Annotated in this window: 17 protein-coding genes; 12 read left to right on the top strand and 5 right to left on the bottom strand. The window is 67.7% G+C overall.

What is annotated here, in order from left to right:
* Positions 1 to 74: 74 nt before the first annotated feature.
* The gene (gene rho / locus ACVOMM_RS07600; RefSeq protein WP_065174406.1) at positions 75 to 1808 is read right to left on the bottom strand and encodes a transcription termination factor Rho; all 1734 of its coding nucleotides are present in this window, start codon (positions 1806 to 1808) and stop codon (positions 75 to 77) included.
* 230 nt (positions 1809 to 2038) lie between these two features.
* Positions 2039 to 2368, bottom strand: a complete 330-nt coding sequence (gene trxA / locus ACVOMM_RS07595; RefSeq protein WP_025878607.1) for a thioredoxin — start codon at positions 2366 to 2368, stop codon at positions 2039 to 2041.
* Positions 2369 to 2891: 523 nt separating this feature from the next.
* On the opposite strand from trxA, the gene rhlB reads away from it, so the two are divergent.
* The 6 genes from rhlB to rpoH all read left to right on the top strand — a co-directional run bounded on the left by rhlB (position 2892) and on the right by rpoH (position 9093).
* On the top strand, positions 2892 to 4619 hold the full coding sequence (rhlB, locus tag ACVOMM_RS07590) for an ATP-dependent RNA helicase RhlB (protein WP_065181549.1): 1728 nt from the start codon (positions 2892 to 2894) through the stop codon (positions 4617 to 4619).
* Between the two features lie 123 nt (positions 4620 to 4742).
* Positions 4743 to 5429: a cell division ATP-binding protein FtsE gene (gene ftsE / locus ACVOMM_RS07585; RefSeq protein WP_053515652.1), complete on the top strand. Its 687-nt coding sequence runs from the start codon at positions 4743 to 4745 to the stop codon at positions 5427 to 5429.
* A 3-nt stretch (positions 5430 to 5432) separates the two neighbouring features.
* Complete coding sequence (ftsX, locus tag ACVOMM_RS07580) at positions 5433 to 6380, top strand: permease-like cell division protein FtsX (protein WP_053515654.1); 948 nt, start codon at positions 5433 to 5435, stop codon at positions 6378 to 6380.
* 7 nt (positions 6381 to 6387) lie between these two features.
* Positions 6388 to 7230: a response regulator gene (locus tag ACVOMM_RS07575; protein WP_053515655.1), complete on the top strand. Its 843-nt coding sequence runs from the start codon at positions 6388 to 6390 to the stop codon at positions 7228 to 7230.
* Positions 7227 to 7940: a uracil-DNA glycosylase gene (gene ung, locus ACVOMM_RS07570; RefSeq protein ID WP_053515657.1), complete on the top strand. Its 714-nt coding sequence runs from the start codon at positions 7227 to 7229 to the stop codon at positions 7938 to 7940. The genes ACVOMM_RS07575 and ung overlap by 4 nt, the downstream gene beginning before the upstream one ends.
* A 277-nt stretch (positions 7941 to 8217) precedes the next feature.
* The gene (gene rpoH, locus ACVOMM_RS07565) at positions 8218 to 9093 is read left to right on the top strand and encodes an RNA polymerase sigma factor RpoH (RefSeq protein ID WP_053515659.1); all 876 of its coding nucleotides are present in this window, start codon (positions 8218 to 8220) and stop codon (positions 9091 to 9093) included.
* 81 nt (positions 9094 to 9174) lie between these two features.
* Here the strand turns inward: rpoH and purD are convergent, their stop codons facing one another.
* A complete protein-coding gene (gene purD, locus ACVOMM_RS07560; protein ID WP_340044405.1) occupies positions 9175 to 10461 on the bottom strand; it encodes a phosphoribosylamine--glycine ligase in 1287 nt (428 codons plus the stop codon).
* A gap of 61 nt (positions 10462 to 10522) precedes the next feature.
* On the bottom strand, positions 10523 to 12106 hold the full coding sequence (gene purH / locus ACVOMM_RS07555; protein WP_368865255.1) for a bifunctional phosphoribosylaminoimidazolecarboxamide formyltransferase/IMP cyclohydrolase: 1584 nt from the start codon (positions 12104 to 12106) through the stop codon (positions 10523 to 10525).
* 210 nt (positions 12107 to 12316) lie between these two features.
* Here purH and ACVOMM_RS07550 point away from each other — a divergent pair, with 210 nt between their 5' ends.
* Genes ACVOMM_RS07550 through ACVOMM_RS07525 form a run of 6 tightly spaced genes read left to right on the top strand, consistent with a single transcriptional unit; the run spans position 12317 to position 18133 of the window.
* Positions 12317 to 12934 (top strand): CDP-alcohol phosphatidyltransferase family protein, encoded by a 618-nt coding sequence (locus ACVOMM_RS07550; protein ID WP_053515665.1) that lies wholly within the window; start codon positions 12317 to 12319, stop codon positions 12932 to 12934.
* Positions 12935 to 12958: 24 nt separating this feature from the next.
* Positions 12959 to 14722: an alpha/beta fold hydrolase gene (locus tag ACVOMM_RS07545; protein ID WP_197600793.1), complete on the top strand. Its 1764-nt coding sequence runs from the start codon at positions 12959 to 12961 to the stop codon at positions 14720 to 14722.
* Entirely contained in the window at positions 14722 to 16065 is a 1344-nt protein-coding gene (locus tag ACVOMM_RS07540; protein WP_481526081.1) for a phosphatase PAP2/dual specificity phosphatase family protein, read from the top strand. The genes ACVOMM_RS07545 and ACVOMM_RS07540 overlap by 1 nt, the downstream gene beginning before the upstream one ends.
* Positions 16062 to 16499 carry a hypothetical protein gene (locus ACVOMM_RS07535; RefSeq protein ID WP_481526080.1) on the top strand — a complete coding sequence of 146 codons (438 nt, stop codon included), beginning with the start codon at positions 16062 to 16064 and terminating at the stop codon, positions 16497 to 16499. Before ACVOMM_RS07540 ends, ACVOMM_RS07535 begins: the two co-directional genes overlap by 4 nt.
* A gap of 12 nt (positions 16500 to 16511) precedes the next feature.
* On the top strand, positions 16512 to 17141 hold the full coding sequence (locus ACVOMM_RS07530) for a lysophospholipid acyltransferase family protein (protein WP_053515671.1): 630 nt from the start codon (positions 16512 to 16514) through the stop codon (positions 17139 to 17141).
* A complete protein-coding gene (locus tag ACVOMM_RS07525; RefSeq protein ID WP_053515673.1) occupies positions 17138 to 18133 on the top strand; it encodes a phosphatidate cytidylyltransferase in 996 nt (331 codons plus the stop codon). The genes ACVOMM_RS07530 and ACVOMM_RS07525 overlap by 4 nt, the downstream gene beginning before the upstream one ends.
* Before the next feature lie 28 nt (positions 18134 to 18161).
* Here the strand turns inward: ACVOMM_RS07525 and fis are convergent, their stop codons facing one another.
* Positions 18162 to 18437: a DNA-binding transcriptional regulator Fis gene (gene fis, locus ACVOMM_RS07520; RefSeq protein WP_005419706.1), complete on the bottom strand. Its 276-nt coding sequence runs from the start codon at positions 18435 to 18437 to the stop codon at positions 18162 to 18164.
* Positions 18438 to 18533: the final 96 nt, after the last annotated feature.

Here is an 18533-nt window from a genome sequence, read left to right as displayed (position 1 = left end):
AGGCAGCGCCGGGCCATGCCCGGCGAATGCGCCGTTCCCGAGCAAAAAAAGCCCCGCAGTGCGGGGCTTTTTTCTTATCGCTTCATCGAACCGAAGAACTCGTCGTTGGACTTGGTGTTCTTCATCTTGTCCAGCAGGAATTCCATCGCGGCCATTTCATCCATCGGATGCAGCAGCTTGCGCAGGATCCAGATCTTCTGCAGCAGTTCCGGCTCGATCAGCAGGTCTTCGCGGCGGGTGCCGGAGCGGTTGATGTCGATGGCCGGGAACACGCGCTTCTCGGCGATGCGGCGGCTCAGGTGCACTTCGCTGTTGCCGGTGCCCTTGAACTCTTCGTAGATCACCTCGTCCATCTTCGAGCCGGTGTCGACCAGCGCGGTGGCGATGATGGTCAGGCTGCCGCCTTCTTCAACGTTGCGCGCGGCACCGAAGAAGCGCTTCGGGCGGTGCAGGGCGTTGGCGTCCACACCACCGGTCAGCACCTTGCCCGAGCTCGGCACGACGTTGTTGTAGGCGCGTGCCAGGCGGGTGATCGAGTCCAGCAGGATCACCACGTCCTTCTTGTGCTCGACCAGGCGCTTGGCCCGTTCGATCACCATTTCGGCAACCTGCACGTGGCGTGCGGCCGGCTCGTCGAAGGTCGAGCTGATGACCTCGCCGCGCACGGTGCGCTGCATTTCGGTCACTTCTTCCGGGCGCTCGTCGATCAGCAGCACGATCAGGTGCACGTCCGGATGATTGGTGGTGATCGCGGTGGCGACCTGCTGCATCATCATCGTCTTGCCCGCTTTCGGCTGGGAGACGATCAGCGAGCGCTGGCCCTTGCCCTGCGGGGCCATCAGGTCGAGGATGCGGCCGGTGATGTCTTCCGACGAACCGTTGCCGCGCTCCAGGGTGAAGCGGCGACGCGGGAACAGCGGGGTCAGGTTCTCGAACAGCACCTTGTTCTTCGACGCTTCCAGCGGCTCACCGTTGATGGTGTCCACGATCGACAGCGCGAAGTAGCGCTCGCCGTCCTTCGGGAAGCGGATGCGGCCGGACAGGTGGTCGCCGGTACGCAGGTTGAAACGGCGGATCTGGCTGGGCGAAATGTAGGTGTCGTCCGGGCCGGCCAGGTAGCTGGCTTCGGCCGCGCGCAGGAAGCCGAAGCCGTCCGGCAGGATCTCCAGCACGCCATCGGCGGCAACGCCGTCGCCGTGGCGGGTCAGCACCTTCAGCAGAGCGAAGATCACATCCTGCTTGCGGGCACGCGCCACGCCTTCGGAGATCTGCAGCTGTTCGGCGATTTCCAGCAGCTTCTGTGCCGGCATGCGCTTGAGATCGCTCAGCGAATAGACCGGGAAGCCTTCCGGCACCGTCGGCTGCACGCGCGGCACGAAGGCCTGCTGCTCGCCGCCCTCGTTGGGCATGCCGTCATCGCGGAAGCGGTTGTTGCGGTCGCGGTCGCGGCGGTTGCGGAAACGGTCACGGCGGTTGCCCTGGCCCTGGCCCTGCTGGCCATTCTGGTTGTGCGGATGCTGGCCGCCACCCTGAGGGTTCTGCTGCCGCGGCTGGCCGGATTCGCGACCCTCACCGCCTTCACCGCCGCCACTGCTGGCAGGGGCCTCGGCGGCGGGCGCGCTCGGCGCGGGAGCGGCTGCGGCCGGCGCCGGTGCTTCGGGCGCGGCGGCCAGCGGCAGGGTCGGCTGCGCGGGGGGCGCGCTGGTTTCGGCGGCGGCCGGTGCGGCAGCCTTGGTCACGCGGGCCTTGCGCACGCGCTTTTCGGCGGGCGCTTCTGCGCTGCCGGTTTCGGGAGTGTTATCGGACAAGAGCGTTATTCCTCGCTTGAAGGTGCGAGCGCCCGGCTGGGGCGGCGAACGTTGGGGATGGGTCTGGAAGAAACTGCGTCCAGAAGGTGCGGCACGCGAACGCGGCCGGATGTGCCGACACTATCATCGGCCCGCGGCGCCGTGCAAGGGTCGCCGGGAACAGCATTCATGCAGGCGCGGTCCGCGCCTGCCGGCAGCCGCACCGGGCGGCTGCCGGAGTCGTTACAGGGTCAGGCCAGGGCCTTGTCCAGCAGGCCGGCCAGCTGGGCCTTGCCCACCGCACCGATCTGCTCGCCGACCTTCTCGCCATCCTTGAACACGACCAGGTACGGGATCGAACGCACGTGGTACTTGGCGGCCAGCGCACGATTGTTGTCGACGTTGACCTTGGCGATCTTGGCGCGGCCCTGGTAGGCATCGGCCAGCTCGTCCAGCGCGGGGGCGATCATCTTGCACGGGCCACACCACTCGGCCCAGAAATCGACCAGCACCGGTTCCTTGGAATTCAGCACGGCGCTATCAAAGTCGGCATCGCCGACGTGTACAACCTTGTCGCTCATCTTGGTTTCTCGTCTTGGATTGCACCCGGCCAGGCCGGAGGTGGGTGAACTGGGCCTTGCCCGGTGGCGCGACCCTCGTCGTTGCCTCGCGGCGTCCTGCCGCGGTGCGTTCGGCGGGATGCCTGGACGCTCACGGCCGGCAGTGTACCCCTATCGCGGGGCATGGACAGTGGCCGGCTGGAACCCAGCGTATCGTGATCGCTTCGAAGCGCGGTATGTGTCGGATTTCACTGTCTTCCTGAAGTGGGGGCCGGCAGCCGCGGACTCCAGCGCCCCCGGCAGGGCTGTTCAAGCGCGGTGTGGCTGGGTGAAGAGGCGTCCCGCACGGGCCTGTCTCGCGGTTGTGTGAGACGGTTCATTCCGGTTTGGCCGCCGGAGTGCGTTAAACTGGGGCATTGAGCGGCGCGCGGACCCGGTGGTCCCCGGTCCGCCGACCCGCCGCAGGGGCCGCAGTTTGCGACGGTGCCCCCAGACGATGCAGTGCCGCCCGCCCGCTGGCCGGTGGCCATACCAAGACGGACTCATGAGCGACAAACCGCTGACCGATTTGACCTTTTCCTCCTTTGAGCTGCATCCGGCCCTGCAGGCCGGCCTTGAAGGAGCCGGATTCACCCGCTGCACCCCGATCCAGGCGCTGACACTGCCGGTCGCGCTGGCCGGTGGTGATGTCGCCGGCCAGGCCCAGACCGGCACCGGCAAGACGCTGGCGTTCCTGGTTGCCGTGGTCAACCGCCTGCTGAGCCGCCCGGCGCTGGCCGACCGCAAGGCGGAAGACCCGCGCGCGCTGATCCTGGCGCCCACCCGCGAGCTGGCGATCCAGATCCACAAGGACGCCGTGAAGTTCGGTTCCGACCTGGGCCTGCGTTTCGCCCTCGTCTACGGTGGCGTGGATTACGACAAGCAGCGCGAGATCCTGCAGCAGGGCGTGGATGTGATCATCGCCACCCCCGGCCGCCTGATCGATTACGTCAAGCAGCACAAGGTGGTTTCGCTGCACGCCTGCGAGATCTGCGTGCTGGACGAAGCCGACCGCATGTTCGACCTGGGCTTCATCAAGGACATCCGCTTTCTGCTGCGCCGCATGCCCGAGCGCACCACCCGGCAGACCCTGCTGTTCAGCGCCACCCTCAGCCATCGCGTGCTGGAGCTGGCCTACGAGCACATGAACGAGCCGCAGAAGCTGGTGGTCGAAGCTGAAACAGTGACCGCCGCGCGCGTGCGCCAGAAGATCTACTTCCCGGCCGACGACGAGAAGATCCCGTTGCTGCTGGGCCTGCTCTCGCGCAGCGAGGGCGCCCGCACCATGGTCTTCGTCAACACCAAGGTCTTCGTCGAGCGCGTGGCGCGTTCGCTGGAAAAGGCCGGGTACCGGGTCGGCGTCCTGTCCGGCGACGTGCCGCAGAAGAAGCGCGAGAGCCTGCTCAACCGCTTCCAGAAGGGCCAGCTGGAAATCCTGGTCGCCACCGACGTGGCTGCCCGCGGCCTGCATATCGACGGCATCAAGTACGTCTACAACTACGACCTGCCGTTCGACGCCGAAGACTATGTGCACCGCATCGGCCGTACCGCACGCCTGGGCGAAGAGGGTGACGCGATCAGCTTCGCCTGCGAGCGTTATGCGATGAGCCTGCCGGACATCGAGGCCTACATCGAACAGAAGATTCCGTCCGAGCCGGTCACCAAGGAACTGATGACCGCACTGCCGCGTCCGGAACGCCCGGCCACGGTCGCTGGCGAGGACGGTGACGAGAACGAGAGCGTCGGCCAGATCTTCCGCGAGGCGCGCGAAGCCCGCGCCGCCGAGGAAGAGCGTCGTGGCGGTGGCCGCAGCGGTGGTCGCTCCGGCGCCGGCCGTGGCGAGCGCCGCGAGGGCGAGCGCAGCGGCGAACGCCGCTCGCGTGGTCCGCGCAAGCCGCGGGTGGAAGGCGAGCAGGGCGCGACCGCGCCGGTGGAAGGTGCCGGGTCCGGCACCCCGGCCCAGGCCCCGCGCCCGCCGCGTCCGCCGCGTGCCGAAGGTGCTCCGGAGCTCGCGGCGGACGGCGAGCGCAAGCCGCGCAAGCGCCGTCGTCGTCGCCATGGCCGTCCGGTCGAGGGTGGCGAGGCGATGGTCGCCAACGGCAGCGCCGGCAACGGTGCCTCGCCGGTGACGCCGGTTCACGTGGTGGCCAAGCCGGTGCGCAGCACCGACGCCGCCGACTCGTTCCTGACCCGCATCGGCCGCAAGATCCGCCGGATGCTGTCGGGCGGCTGATCGGCGCGCCCGGTCAGCGGTAGCGCCGGGCCATGCCCGGCGCGCGCAGCGGCAGATCAACGATTCCACCCGGGCGCGTCCCGGCGCTATCGATACTTCGCGCCGGTCCTGCATAATCGGGGCATGAGTGTCCTGCGCTTCGACAATGTCAGCAAACAGTACGCCGGTGGCCACGAAGCACTGATCGACGTCAGCTTCGAGGTCGCGCCGGGCGAAATGCTGTTCGTCACCGGCCATTCCGGGGCGGGCAAGAGCACCCTGCTCAAGTTGATTCACCTCGACGAGCGGCCCAGCCGCGGCGCGGTGGTCTTCGACGAGCGCAACCTGCTGAAGGTGCGCGGCGGCGACGTCCCGCGCCATCGGCGCGCGGTCGGTGCGGTGTACCAGGACCATCGCCTGCTGATGGACCGGACCATCGCCGAGAACGTGGCACTGCCGCTGATCCTGCGCGGTACGCGCCGTGGCGACATCGGCAAGCGCGTGCGTTCCGTGCTGGAACGGATGGGCCTGGGCCATCGCGAGAAGGCGCTGCCATCGCAGCTGTCGGCCGGCGAACAGCAGCGCGTGGGCATCGCCCGCGCCATCGTCGGTGAACCCAAGCTGTTGGTTGCCGACGAGCCGACCGGCAACCTGGACCCGACCCTGGCGGCGGAGATCATGGCCCTGTTTGCCGAGCTGCCCGCGCGCGGCACCAGTGTGCTGGTGGTCAGCCACGACCTTCCCCTGCTGCGTCGCATGCGCAAGCGCGTGCTGATTCTCGACCACGGCCGGCTGGTGGACGACATCTCGCCGCAGGATCTGGCGGAGTAACGCATGGCGAAGAACGAAAACAGCGAAGCCGCCGCACCCTCGCGTCTCGGCGTGTGGTTCCAGCACCACGTGCACAGCGTGGTGTTCAGCCTGGGCCGCGCCTGCCGCAAGCCGTGGGCGACCCTGCTGACGGTGATGGTCATGGCGCTGGCGCTGGCACTGCCACTGGGCCTGTCGATCGCGCTGGACAACCTCAAGCATTTCGCCGGCAGCGTGCAGCAGTCGCGCGACATCAATGTCTTCCTCAAGGGCACGGTGGATGGCCCCGGTGCGTTGCGCCTGGCCGGCCAGCTGCGCGACCGCGATGACGTCGGCGAGGTGACCGTGCGCACGCCCGAGCAAGGGCTGCAGGAGCTGCGCGATGCCGGCCTTGGCGAGGCGATCGACGCGCTGAACGACAATCCGCTGCCTTCGCTGCTGGTCATCACCCCGGGGCAGGGCAAGGACGATGCGCGTCTGGCGCGTGCGCTGGAAAGCCTGCCCGAGGCCGATCTGGTGCAGCACGATGCGCTGTGGCGCCAGCGTCTGGATGCGTGGCTGGCGTTCGGCGCGCGGCTGGTACAGGTGCTTTCGGTGCTGCTCGGCGTCGGCGCCGCGCTGGTGGTCGGCAATACCGTGCGCCTCGACATCCAGGCACGGCGCGAGGAGATCGGCGTGCTGCAGCTGCTCGGCGCCAGCGATGGCTTCATCCGCCGGCCCTTCCTGTATCTGGGCGCCTGGTACGGGCTGGGCGCCGGCGCGGTGGCGCTGGCCCTGATCGGTGTTGCCGGCGCCGCCCTGCGCGCGCCGCTGGCTGACCTGTCACGCAGCTACGGCAGCCCGTTCGTGCTGCACGGCCTGGACCTGCTGCATGGCAGCCTGGTCCTGCTGGGCACGCTGCTGCTGGGGTGGCTGGGCGCGTGGCTGGTCACCGGCCACTTCCTCCGCCAGACCCGCCCGACCGACACCTGAGACCGGCATGCAACCGCAAGCGCTGAAGCACCTTGAAGGGCCCGCTACGCGGGTGATGGTGGTCGACGGTTCCAAACTGGTGCGCAAGCTGATCGCCGACGTGCTGCAGCGTGATCTGCCGGGCGTGGAGGTGATCGGCTGCGACAGCATCGAGGATGCCCAGCAGGCGCTGGCGCAGGGGCCGGTGGACCTGGTCACCACCTCGCTGACCCTGCGTGACGGCGACGGCCTGGCGCTGGCGCGGACGGTCCGCGAAGCTGCCGGCCAGGCGTACGTGCCGGTGATCGTGGTCTCCGGCGATGCGCAGCAGCATCTGGAGCAGCGGCGCTTCACCGAGTACGTCACCGACTATTTCGACAAGGCGCTGGGCCATGAGGCGCTGGCGACCTTCATCCGTGGCTATGTGCAGCCGCAGACCATTCCCGGGGCGACCATCCTCTACATCGAGGACAGCCGGGTGGTGGCGGAGGCGACCAAGCGCATGCTCGAACGCCAGCAGCTCAACGTGCTGCACGTGGTCAGTGCCGAAGAGGCCTTCACCCTGCTCACGGCCGAATCGCTGGGCCGCAGCCGCCACCGCATCGACCTGGTGTTGACCGACGTCACCCTGAAGGGCGAATTGAGCGGACGCGACGTGGTGCAGCGCGTGCGCGTGGATTTCGGCTACGGCAAACGCCGACTGCCGGTGCTGGTGATGACCGGCGACGGCAATCCACACAACCAGACCGGGTTGCTGCAGGCCGGTGCCAATGATCTGGTGCTGAAGCCGATCGAGGAGCGCCTGCTGGTGACCAAGGTGCTGTTCCAGCTGCGCCTGGCCCGCTTGAACGATGGACCCCTGTTGCGATGACCGATGACGTAGTGGACACCCCGACGATCCAGCTGGAACCGAGCTGGAAGCAGCAGGTCGGCGATTACCTGTTGCAGCCGCAGATGCGCGAACTCTCCACCTTCCTGCGCCAGCGCAAGGCGGCCGGCGCGGCGGTGTTCCCGCCGGGGCCGCAGATCTTCGCGGCGTTCGACGCCACGCCGTTCGAACAGGTGAAAGTGGTGATCCTGGGCCAGGACCCGTACCACGGGCGCGGCCAGGCGCATGGACTGAGCTTCTCGGTGCCCGCCGGCGTTCCGGTGCCGCCATCGCTGCTGAACATCTACAAGGAGATCGAGGGCGACCTCGGCATCCCCCGTCCCGATCACGGCTGCCTGGTGCCGTGGGCGCAGCGCGGCGTGCTGCTGCTCAATGCCGTGCTGACGGTGGAGGAGGGCAGGGCCGGCGCCCACCAGGGCCGCGGCTGGGAAGGCTTCACCGACCACGTGGTGGATGTGCTCAACCGCGAACGCGAAGGCCTGGTGTTCATGCTCTGGGGGGCCTACGCGCAGCAGAAGGGCAAGGTCATCGATACCCGGCGCCATCGTGTGCTGAAAGCCCCGCATCCCTCGCCGCTGTCGGCCCATCGTGGCTTCCTCGGCTGCCGGCATTTCTCGATGGCCAACGACTATCTGCAGCGTCGCGGGCAGGCGCCGATCGACTGGTCGCTGCCGCCGCGCGCGGCGCTTTGATCTTCACAGACGGCCGGGCCTGAACACCGGGCAACGTTTGGCGGCCTGAATGGGCCTCCGGAACGGCCCGTTCAGCTCCGCTTGACCGGAATCGGCCGGTTTCCAGCAGGTAATTGGTTGAATTCCAAGGGATTGTGAATCCCGAAAAGCGCGCTCGCCACTGTCATCAAATCGCGCTACGGTAGGGCTCTGTTTGGGACCAGTGTTGCATCAATAGGATGCTGGAACTTTTTCCTCCTTTAGCAGTCCAAATCCCGGACTGCTAAGATGGGTGCCTATGAGCCAGAACACCTCTACTGCCCTTGTGGCAAACAATCTCCCGATTCCCAGTGCGCTCGGTTCGCTGGACGCCTACATCGGTGCCGTGCACCAGATCCCGGTGCTGTCGGTCGATGACGAACAGGACCTGGCCCGTCGCTTCCGCGACGGCAACGATCTGGACGCTGCCCGTGAGCTGGTGCATTCGCACCTGCGCTTTGTGGTGCACGTGGCCCGCGGCTACAACGGCTATGGCCTCGCCCTGGGCGACCTGATCCAGGAAGGCAACATCGGCCTGATGAAGGCGGTCAAGCGCTTCGACCCGGACATGGGCGTGCGCCTGGTCTCCTTCGCCGTGCACTGGATCCGTGCCGAGATGCACGAGTTCATCCTGAAGAACTGGCGCATCGTCAAGGTCGCCACCACCAAGGCGCAGCGCAAGCTGTTCTTCAACCTGCGCAAGTCGAAGACGCGCCTGGGCTGGATGAACGCCGCGGAAGTCAGCGCGGTGGCCAAGGATCTGAACGTGTCCGAGCGCGAGGTCATGGAAATGGAGTCGCGCCTGTCCGGTCGCGATATCGGTTTCGATGCGCCCAGCGACGAGGATGATGATCATGCGCCGCCGTCGCCGGCCGCATACCTGGTGGCCAACGATGAAGATCCGTCGATGGCCTACGAGCGTGCCGACAGCGAGGACAACCAGCTGCAGCTGCTGCGCGAAGGCATGGCCGAACTGGATGCGCGTTCGCGTGACATCATCCGCCGCCGTTGGCTGGATGCGGACAGCAAGGTGACGCTGCAGGAACTGGCAGACGAGTACGGCGTGTCGGCCGAACGCATCCGCCAGGTCGAGGCGAATGCCCTGAAGAAGATGAAGGCGCTGTTCACCGCGTGATGTGACGTCACAGGTACCCAACAGAAAACCCGGCATTGCCGGGTTTTTTGTTGGGTCTGCCAAGCAACAGGCCGCTGCCCTTTACGCGTGCTCACGCGCGATCGCGCGCCAGCCGATGTCGTTGCGGTGGAATTCGTTGGCCCAGCTGACCTTGGCCACACCGGCGTAGGCATTGGCCTGCGCATCACGCACGCTGTCACCCAGCGCCGCCACACACAGCACGCGGCCGCCGGCACTGACCACCCGCCCCTGCGCGTCCAGTGCAGTACCTGCATGGAAGACCTTGGCGCTGGCCGGCACCTCATCCAGGCCGGAAATCACATCGCCGGTGACTGGCGATTCCGGGTAGGGTTTCGCGGCCAGCACCACACCCAGCGATGGGCGCGCATCCCACTGTGCCTGCACCTGGTCCAGGCGGCCATCAATGGCGGCTTCCACCAGCTCGACCAGATCCGACTGCAGGCGCAGCATCACCGGCTGGGTTTCCGGGTCACCGAAGCGCACGTTGAACTCGATCACCTTCGGTGCGCCGCTGGCATCGATCATCAGGCCGGCGTAAAGGAAGCCGGTGAACGGAATGCCGTCGGCGATCATGCCCTGCACGGTCGGGTTCACCACCTCGCGCATCACCCGCGCGTGCACCTCCGGCGTGACCACCGGGGCCGGTGAGTACGCGCCCATGCCGCCGGTGTTCGGCCCGGTATCACCGTCGCCGACTCGCTTGTGATCCTGCGAGGTGGCCATCGGCAGCGCATGCACGCCATCGACCATCGAAATGAAGCTGGCTTCCTCGCCGTCGAGGAATTCCTCGATCACCACGCGTGCGCCGGCGTCACCGAATGCGTTGCCGGAGAGCATGTCGCGCACCGCATCCTCGGCCTCGGCCAGGGTCATTGCAACGATCACCCCCTTGCCGGCGGCCAGGCCATCGGCCTTCACCACGATCGGCGCACCCTTCTCGCGGATGTAGGCCAGTGCTGCCTCCACGTCGGTGTGCACGGCGTAGAACGCGGTCGGGATGTTGTGCCGGGCCAGGAAGTCCTTGGCGTAGGCTTTGCTGCCTTCCAGCTGGGCAGCGGCGGCGGTTGGCCCGAAGATGCGCAGGCCGGCGGCACGGAACCGATCGACGACGCCTGCCACCAGCGGCACTTCCGGGCCGACCACGGTGAGTTCAACACCTTCGGCCTGGGCCAGGGCCAGCAGGCCATCGATGTCGGTGACCTTCACCGCCACGTTGCGGCACTTGTCTTCGGTGGCAGTGCCGGCGTTGCCGGGTGCCACGAGTACCTCATCGACGCGGGAGGACTGGGCCAGCTTCCATGCCAGGGCGTGTTCGCGGCCGCCGGAGCCGATGACGAGGATCTTCATGGGACAGGGTTCTCGTAAGCAGAAAAGAAAAGCCGGGCAGGGCCCGGCTTGGTGATGCGGATCAGTGGCGGAAGTGGCGCACGCCGGTGAACACCATGGCCAGACCATGCTCGTCGGCGGCGGCGATCACCTCGGCGTCGCGCATCGAGCCGCCCGGCTGGATGACCGCCTTGATGCCGGCGGCGGCGGCGGCATCGATGCCGTCGCGGAACGGGAAGAACGCATCGGAAGCCATCACCGAGCCTTCAACCACCAGGTTCGCGTCGGCCGCCTTGATGCCGGCGATGCGCGCCGAATACACGCGGCTCATCTGGCCGGCACCCACGCCGATGGTGCGGTTGTCCTTGGCATAGACGATCGCGTTGGACTTCACGAACTTGGCCACCTTCCAGGCGAACAGCAGGTCGGTGAACTGCTTGTCGGTCGGTGCCAGCCTGCTGACCACTTTCAGTTCGTCACGGGTCATGCCGCGGTTGTCCGAGGACTGCAGCAGCAGGCCCGAGCCGACACGCTTGCTGTCGAAGTTGTTCAGGCCGTCGCCATGCGGAATGCGCAGCACGCGCACGTTGGCCTTCTTCTGCGCGTATTCCAGCGCCGCCGGCTCGTAGTCCGGGGCGATCAGCACTTCCACGAACTGACGGTCCAGGATGACCTGCGCGGTGGCAGCGTCCAGCGGCTTGTTGAAGGCGATGATGCCGCCGAAGGCACTGGTCGGGTCGGTGGCGTAGGCCAGCTCGTAGGCATCGCCGTTGCCGGCACCCACCGCCACACCGCACGGGTTGGCGTGCTTGACGATGACACAGGCCGGCGCATCGAACTGGCGCACGCATTCCCACGCGGCATCGGCATCGGCCAGGTTGTTGTAGCTCAGTTCCTTGCCCTGCAGCTGCTGGAAGGTGGCCAGGGTGCCCGGCACCGGGTACAGGTCGCGGTAGAACGCGCCGCTCTGGTGGGGGTTCTCGCCGTAGCGCAGGTCCATCACCTTGACGAAGGTGGAGTTCATCTGCACCGGGTACTCGGCACGCACCGGCACGGCGGCGTCGGTGGCGGTGACCGCTGACAGGTAGTTGCTGATCGCCGCATCGTACTGGGCGACGCGGTTGAACGCGGCGACCGAGAAGGCGAAGCGGGTGGCCGCCGGCAGCTGGCCATCATGGGTGTCCAGGGCGCCCAGCAGCTCGGCGTACTGTGACGGGTCGGTGGCCACGGCCACGCGGGCGAAGTTCTTGGCCGCCGAGCGCAGCATGGCCGGGCCGCCAATGTCGATGTTCTCCACCGCGTCGGCCAGGGTGCAGTCGGCCTTGGCGGTGACCGATTCGAACGGGTACAGGTTCAGTACCAGCAGGTCGATGGCGCCGATGCCGTGTTCGGCCATCACGGCGTCATCCAGGCCCGAGCGGCCCAGCAGGCCGCCGTGCACCATCGGGTGCAGGGTCTTGACCCGCCCGTCCATCATTTCCGGGAAACCGGTGACCTCGGCGACGTCCTTCACGGCCAGGCCCGCATCACGGATCGCCTTGGCGGTGCCGCCGGTGGACAGCAGCTCGACGCCGCGGGCGGCCAGAGCGGTGGCCAGCTCGACCAGGCCGGTCTTGTCGGAAACGGAGAGGAGGGCCCGACGGACGGGCAACAGATCAGCAGTCATGGGACAGGGCAATCGGCAGCGGAGCGGGGCCGATATTGTAGGCGGTGGGGGCCGACGGCGGGCGGCGGCGGCAAAATTGACCGGCCCCAACGGCCCTGCGGCCGCCTTCGGTATGCCCTGGCCGGCGCCGCGCCGCGGACATTTCGACGGAGGTGCGCTCCCAATCGGGTAGGCTGTGCCGGAACTGCCAGGGAGCTGCGGGTTCGGATCGTGTCGATCTATGCATTGAAAGGACGTTTCCAGGACCTGCTGCGTCCGGCCGTAGGCGGCCTGCATCGCGCGGGGATCACTGCCAATGCGGTGACCGTGGCCGCTGCCGTGGTCTCGCTGCTGGTCGCCGTCGTGGTCTGGTGCTGTGCGCCACAGCAACCGCTGCTGTATCTGGCCCTGCCGCTGTGGATGCTGCTGCGCATGGCCCTCAATGCCGTGGACGGCATGCTGGCCCGCGAGTTCGGCCAGCAGTCGCGGCTGGGCGCCTATCTGAACGAGCTGTGCGATGTGGTGGCCGATGCGGCGCTGTACCTGAGTCTGCTCAGCGTGCCGGGCGTTCGCCCGGAAGCGCTGTGGTTGCTGGCCTGGGGCGCAGCACTGAGCGAGTACGCCGGCGTGCTGGGCCTGATGGTCGGTGCCAGCCGCCGCTATGACGGCCCGATGGGCAAGAGCGACCGTGCCTTCGTCATCGGCCTGCTGGGCCTGCTGCTGGCGTTCGGTTGGGCCGGTGCCTTGACGGTCGGCGGCGTGGCCGCAGCGATGGCGCTGCTGTGCGGGGTAACGGCGGTCAACCGCGTCCGGCGGGGACTGAAGGAAGCGGCCACAGCGCAGCGATAAGTCAACAGCCCACCAGGAGAAGGCATGCGTCAGGTGCAGGAACGGGAATTCCACAGCTTCGACCAAGTACCGCTGTTCTACCGGCACTGGCCGGTTGCGGCCGCAGGCACACCACCGGGGCGCACGGTCCGGGCCATCGTGCTGCTGCATCGTGGCCACGAGCATTCAGGGCGGGTCGCCCATCTGGTCGACGAGCTGGACCTGCCGGAGATCGCCTTCTTCGCCTGGGACGCGCGCGGCAACGGCCGCTCGCCGGGCGAGCGTGGCGACGCACCGGGCTTCCCTGCGCTGGTGCGCGACCTGGACAGCTTCATCGCCCACATCGGCAGCGAGCACGGCATCGCGGTCGAGGACATCGTCGTGGTCGCGCAGAGCGTGGGCGCGGTCATCGCTGCGACCTGGGTACACGACTATGCCCCCCGCCTGCGCGCGCTGGTGCTGGCGTCACCGGCATTCAAGGTGAAGCTGTATGTGCCGTTCGCACGTCCAGGCCTGGCCCTGATGCAGAAGCTGCGCGGCAATTTCTTCGTCAACAGCTACGTCAAGCCGCAGTGGCTGACGCATGATCCGGCACGGGTGGAGAGTTACCGCACCGATCCACTGATCACCCGGCCGATCTCGGTACGCGTGCTGCTGGGCCTGTATGAAGCCGCCGACCGCATCGTGGCCGACGCGCAGGCGATCAGCGTGCCGGTGCAACTGCTGGTGTCCGGCTCCGACTTCGTGGTGCACCGTGGTCCGCAGGACCGCTTCTATGAGCGCCTGTCCAGTCCGATCAAGGAGCGCGTGTACCTGCCGGGTTTCTTCCACGACACGCTGGGCGAGCGCGATCGTGCACCGGCACTGGCGCGCATCCGCGACTTCATCCAGGCGCGTTTCGCCGAACCGCTGCGCACGCTGTCGCGGCGCGACGCGCATCGGCATGGGCCGACGTTCGAGGAGTCGGAGATCCTGGCCTGGCCTCCGGAACGCAACAGCCTGGCCGACCTGCGCTGGCGCGGGGTGCGTGCGGGCCTGCGCCTGGGCGGCACCCTGTCCGAAGGCATCGCGTTGGGCCTGCAGACCGGTTTCGACTCCGGCAGCACGCTGGACTACATCTACCGCGACGAAGCGCGCGGCAAGGGGCCGCTGGGGCGGATGATCGACCGCAACTACCTCGATGCGATCGGCTGGCGCGGCATCCGCGTGCGTGGCCAGCACCTGCAGGAACTGCTGCGTGATGCGGCCATGCGCCTGCGCGGTCAGGATCTGCCGGTGCAGGTGCTGGACGTGGCCGCCGGCCATGGCCGGTATGTGCTGGAAGCTCTGGGCCAGGGCGAACAGCGCGCCGACCGCATCGTGCTGCGTGATTTCAGCCCGCTCAATGTGACCCAGGGCCAGGCCTTGATCGAACGGCTGGGAGCCGCCGACATCGCCCGCTTCGAGCAGGGCGACGCGTTCGATCCGGCGTCGTTGGCGACGGTGGAACCCGCGCCGACGCTGGCTGTGGTCTCAGGGCTGTACGAGCTGTTCCCCGACAACGACGCCGTGCTGCGTTCGCTGCAGGGTATTGCCGCGGTGGTGACGGAGGGGGGCTACCTGGCCTATACCGGCCAGCCCTGGCACCCGCAGCTGGAATTCATCGCCCGTGCACTCACCAGCCACCGCGGGGGCGCGGCCTGGGTCATGCGACGGCGCACCCAGCAGGAGATGGACGAGCTGGTGCGGCTGTCGGGCTTTGAGAAGGTGACCCAGCGCATTGACGCGTTCGGCATCTTCACCGTATCGCTGGCGCGTCGGGTCGCCTGATGGCCATCACCGCAACGCCGATCGTTGCCGATGCACCGCGTCCGTGGCGCCGCGCGCTGCTGTGGCTGGCGGTGCTGGGCCCGTTCTTCTTTGCCAGTTATGGCTTTGCCAACTGGATGGCCGGCCGCCACGACGTGGTTCCGGTTGTCGTGTTCGACTGGGAGACGCGCATTCCGTTCGTGCCCTGGACGATCGTGCCGTACTGGTCGATCGACCTGTTCTACGCGGTGTCGTTCTTCCTGTGCCGGCAGCGCCTGGAGCTGGACCGCCATGCGCTGCGGCTGCTCAGCGCACAGGTGATCGCAGTGGCCTGCTTTCTGCTGTGGCCGCTGCGCTTCAGCTTCGAGCGGCCGGAGACGGGCGGTGCCTATGGCTGGTTGTTCGAAGTGCTGCTGGGGTTCGACAAGCCTTTCAACCAGGCGCCGTCATTGCACATCGTGCTGCTGATCGTGCTGTGGGTGAAGTTCGCCCACTACCTGCAGGGCGCCTGGCGGCTGGTGCTGCATGCGTGGGCATTGCTGATCGGCATTTCGGTGCTGACCACGTTCCAGCATCACTTCATCGACATTCCCACCGGCCTGCTGGTGGGCTGGCTGTGCGTGTGGCTGTGGCCGGACCAGGGAACACCGCCGTTGCGTGCCTGGCAGTCCGCGGAGGATCCCGCGCGGTGGCGGCTGGCGCTGCTCTACCTCCTGGGTGCCGCCGTGCTGCTGGTGCCGGCGCTGGCGCTGCGAGACACTGCGCTGTGGCTGCTGTGGCTGCTGTGGCCGGCGATCTCGCTGCTGCTGGTGGCGCTGGCGTACGCCGGACTGGGCACGGCCATGTTCCAGAAGCGCGACGACGGGCGCCTGACCATGGCCGCGCGCTGGCTGCTCGCGCCTTACCTGGGCGCCGCCTGGATCAATTCGCGGCTATGGACATGGCGGGCACCGCAGCCCTCGGCGGTGGCCGATGGCGTGTGGTTGGGACGGATTCCACGGGCGGCCTTGGCGTCGCCACTGCACGGCGTGGTCGATACCTGCGCAGAGCTGTCGTGCCGGGCGCCAGGTGCTGCGTATGCCAGCGTTCCGATGCTGGACATGGTGGTGCCCTCGCCGGCGCAGCTGCGCGAGGCCGCTGCCGCCATCGAACGCCTGCGCATGCAGGGGCCAGTACTGGTGTGCTGTGCCCTGGGCTATTCGCGCAGTGCGGCCAGCGTAGCGACCTGGCTGCTGTGCAGCGGCCGGGCACGGGACGCAGCGGAGGCGGTTGCACGGATACGTGCCGCGCGGCCCTCCATCGTTCTGCATGACGACCACCTGCGCGCCATCCAGGCCGCCATCACCTCGGAGAGCCCCGCATGAGCCTCGCTGTCGACCTGCCGATGATGCGCCTGCTGCTGCGCCAGGGCCGGCTGCCCGCTGCGCTGTCGCTGGGACTGCTGCTGGTGGCGTTGCTGCTGCTGGGCATCGAGCCGGGACTGGCGATGTTCGCGGCCGGCCTGTTGCTGCTGAGCGTGGCGGCGGGGATGGTGCAGGCGTACTACGCGGTGCGCGTACAGCTGGACGCCAGCCTCCTGCAGCTGCTGCTGCAGGAGAATCTGCACGGTGAGGCGGCGGCCGAACGGGTGGACGCGGCCCTGCATGTCGCCGGCCTGCGCCGCCGCGACGCACAGGCGCCTACGCGCGGATGGGATGCGCGCTGGGCGGGCATGCGGGGCCTGCTGCTGCGCCAGTACGCGGCGGCGCTGCTGCAGTTCGCCACGCTGCTGGTGGCCGTGCTGTGGCCGCAGACCTGAGGAGAGACATCGATGTTTGCTGAACTGATCGCCCGCGCCTGCAGTGGCGCCATCCATGTGCTCACCGGCGCGCGGGCGCTGTGGCTCGGCTGCGCGCCCTCCAGCGAGCGCCGTGTCTACTACGGCAACCACGCCAGCCACGGGGATTTCGTGCTGATCTGGTCGTCGATGCCGCCGGCACTGCGGCGGCAGGTGCGTCCGGTGGCAGCCGCCGAATACTGGCAGCGCGATGCCCTGCGTCGCTACCTGATCGATGCGGTGTTCAACGGCGTGCTGGTCGAGCGCGAAGCGGCGCGCCGCCAGCAGGATCCGCTGCAGGCGCTGCGTGACGCGGTGGATGCGGAGTGCTCACTGATCCTGTTCCCGGAAGGCACGCGCAACGTCGGCGATGAGCCGCTACTGCCGTTCAAGAGTGGCATCTACCATCTTGCGCGGCAGCGTCCGGAACTGGAATTCGTCCCGGTGTGGATCGACAACCTGAAGCGGGTGATGCCCAAGGGACGGTTCCTGCCGTTGCCGTTGCTGTGCACGGCCACCTTCGGTACTCCGCTGCGGCTGCAGGCCGATGAGGACAAGACGGCGTTTCTCGAGCGCAGCCGCCAGGCGCTGCTGGATCTGGCGCCGGACGGAGGACGCGCATGAGCGGGTTGATCGCCGTATCGGGTGACCTCGCCGCGCGCAGCGTGGGCCAGCAGACCGGGCTGCTGTTCGCCGGGGTCGGCGCGGTGCTGGTGCTGGCGACGCTGGTGGCCGAGACCCTGCGCTGGCGGCAGCGTGGACGGCCCAGCGCGGTCATCGCCAATCTGGTCTCGCGCATCCGCGCCTGGTGGGTGATGGCGATCGTGGTCGGCCTGGCGCTGCTGTTCGGCCGGGCCGGGGTGATCGTGCTGTTCGCGATCATCTCGCTGTTTGCCCTGCGCGAGTTCATCACCCTGGCACCCACCCGGTCAGGTGACTACTACGCGCTCCTGGCGGCGTTCTACATCGTACTGCCCTGGCAGTACTACCTGGTGTGGATCGACTGGTATGGCATGTACACGCTGCTGATTCCGGTCTATGCGTTCCTGTTCCTGCCGATCCTGGCCACCATCGGCGGTGACACCACGCATTACCTGGAGCGCACGGCCAAGGTGCAGTGGGGGCTGATGATCTGCGTGTTCTGCATTTCGCACGTGCCCCTGCTGCTGAACCTGCGTGTGCCCGGGCATGAGCCCGCGCGCAACGTGCTGCTGCTGGCGTTCCTGGTGATCGTGGTGCAGTCCTCGGACGTGCTGCAGTACATCTGGGGCAAGCTGCTGGGCAGGCGCCTGATCGCACCCAGGCTGTCGCCATCGAAGACAGTGGAGGGCTTCATCGGTGGCGTGCTGAGTGCCAGCGTGGTGGGCGCTGCGCTGTGGTGGATCACGCCGTTCACGCCGCTGCAGGCGTTCGGCCTGTCGCTGTTGATCAACCTGATGGGGTTCTGGGGGGGCCTGGTGATGTCGGCGATCAAGCGCGACCGTGGCATCAAGGACTGGGGCCACATGATCGAGGGCCATGGCGGCATGCTCGACCGGCTGGATTCGGTGTGCTTCGCCGCACCGGTGTTCTTCCACGTGGTGCGGTACTACTGGAAGGCGGGCGGCGGCGGGTGACCCGCTTCCACGACGTCGCCATCCGCGCTCAGGCGCTGATGCCGTATTCCTTCAGCTTCTTGCGCAGCGTGGCACGGTGGATGCCCAGCATCGCCGCGGCCCGGCTCTGGTTGCCTTCGCAGTGGTTGAGCACTTCCACGAACAGCGGAATCTCCATCTCGCGCAGCACGATCTCGTAGACGTCGTCTGCATCGCAGCCATCAAGGTCGCGCAGGTACCGGCGCACGGACTGGGCGACGTGTTCGCGCAGCGGTGGCCGGGGAGCGCCACGACTGTTGTCAGGACGAGAAAGGACAGCGTTCAAGGGGGTTCCCGATCTGGTTGGCCCGTGCACGCGGAGCGCGCGGCCGGATGAGGTGGTGGCTGTCAGTCTAGCGCGAGCGTGCCCGACCTGCCATGG

The sequence above is a fragment of the Stenotrophomonas sp. STEN009 genome (genome assembly GCF_056760395.1).
The sequence above is the reverse complement of the archived record's forward strand: the minus strand, read 5'-3'. Positions and strand labels throughout refer to the sequence as shown.

Excerpts from the sequence above, each read along its gene's own strand:
- trxA (WP_025878607.1), bottom strand. The coding sequence starts at position 2,368 with ATGAGCGACAAGGTTGTACACGTCGGCGATGCCGACTTTGATAGCGCC.
- rhlB (WP_065181549.1), top strand. The coding sequence starts at position 2,892 with ATGAGCGACAAACCGCTGACCGATTTGACCTTTTCCTCCTTTGAGCTG.
- ftsE (WP_053515652.1), top strand. The coding sequence starts at position 4,743 with ATGAGTGTCCTGCGCTTCGACAATGTCAGCAAACAGTACGCCGGTGGC.
- ftsX (WP_053515654.1), top strand. The coding sequence starts at position 5,433 with ATGGCGAAGAACGAAAACAGCGAAGCCGCCGCACCCTCGCGTCTCGGC.
- ACVOMM_RS07575 (WP_053515655.1), top strand. The coding sequence starts at position 6,388 with ATGCAACCGCAAGCGCTGAAGCACCTTGAAGGGCCCGCTACGCGGGTG.
- ung (WP_053515657.1), top strand. The coding sequence starts at position 7,227 with ATGACCGATGACGTAGTGGACACCCCGACGATCCAGCTGGAACCGAGC.
- rpoH (WP_053515659.1), top strand. The coding sequence starts at position 8,218 with ATGAGCCAGAACACCTCTACTGCCCTTGTGGCAAACAATCTCCCGATT.
- purD (WP_340044405.1), bottom strand. The coding sequence starts at position 10,461 with ATGAAGATCCTCGTCATCGGCTCCGGCGGCCGCGAACACGCCCTGGCA.
- purH (WP_368865255.1), bottom strand. The coding sequence starts at position 12,106 with ATGACTGCTGATCTGTTGCCCGTCCGTCGGGCCCTCCTCTCCGTTTCC.
- ACVOMM_RS07545 (WP_197600793.1), top strand. The coding sequence starts at position 12,959 with ATGCGTCAGGTGCAGGAACGGGAATTCCACAGCTTCGACCAAGTACCG.
- ACVOMM_RS07540 (WP_481526081.1), top strand. The coding sequence starts at position 14,722 with ATGGCCATCACCGCAACGCCGATCGTTGCCGATGCACCGCGTCCGTGG.
- ACVOMM_RS07535 (WP_481526080.1), top strand. The coding sequence starts at position 16,062 with ATGAGCCTCGCTGTCGACCTGCCGATGATGCGCCTGCTGCTGCGCCAG.
- ACVOMM_RS07530 (WP_053515671.1), top strand. The coding sequence starts at position 16,512 with ATGTTTGCTGAACTGATCGCCCGCGCCTGCAGTGGCGCCATCCATGTG.
- ACVOMM_RS07525 (WP_053515673.1), top strand. The coding sequence starts at position 17,138 with ATGAGCGGGTTGATCGCCGTATCGGGTGACCTCGCCGCGCGCAGCGTG.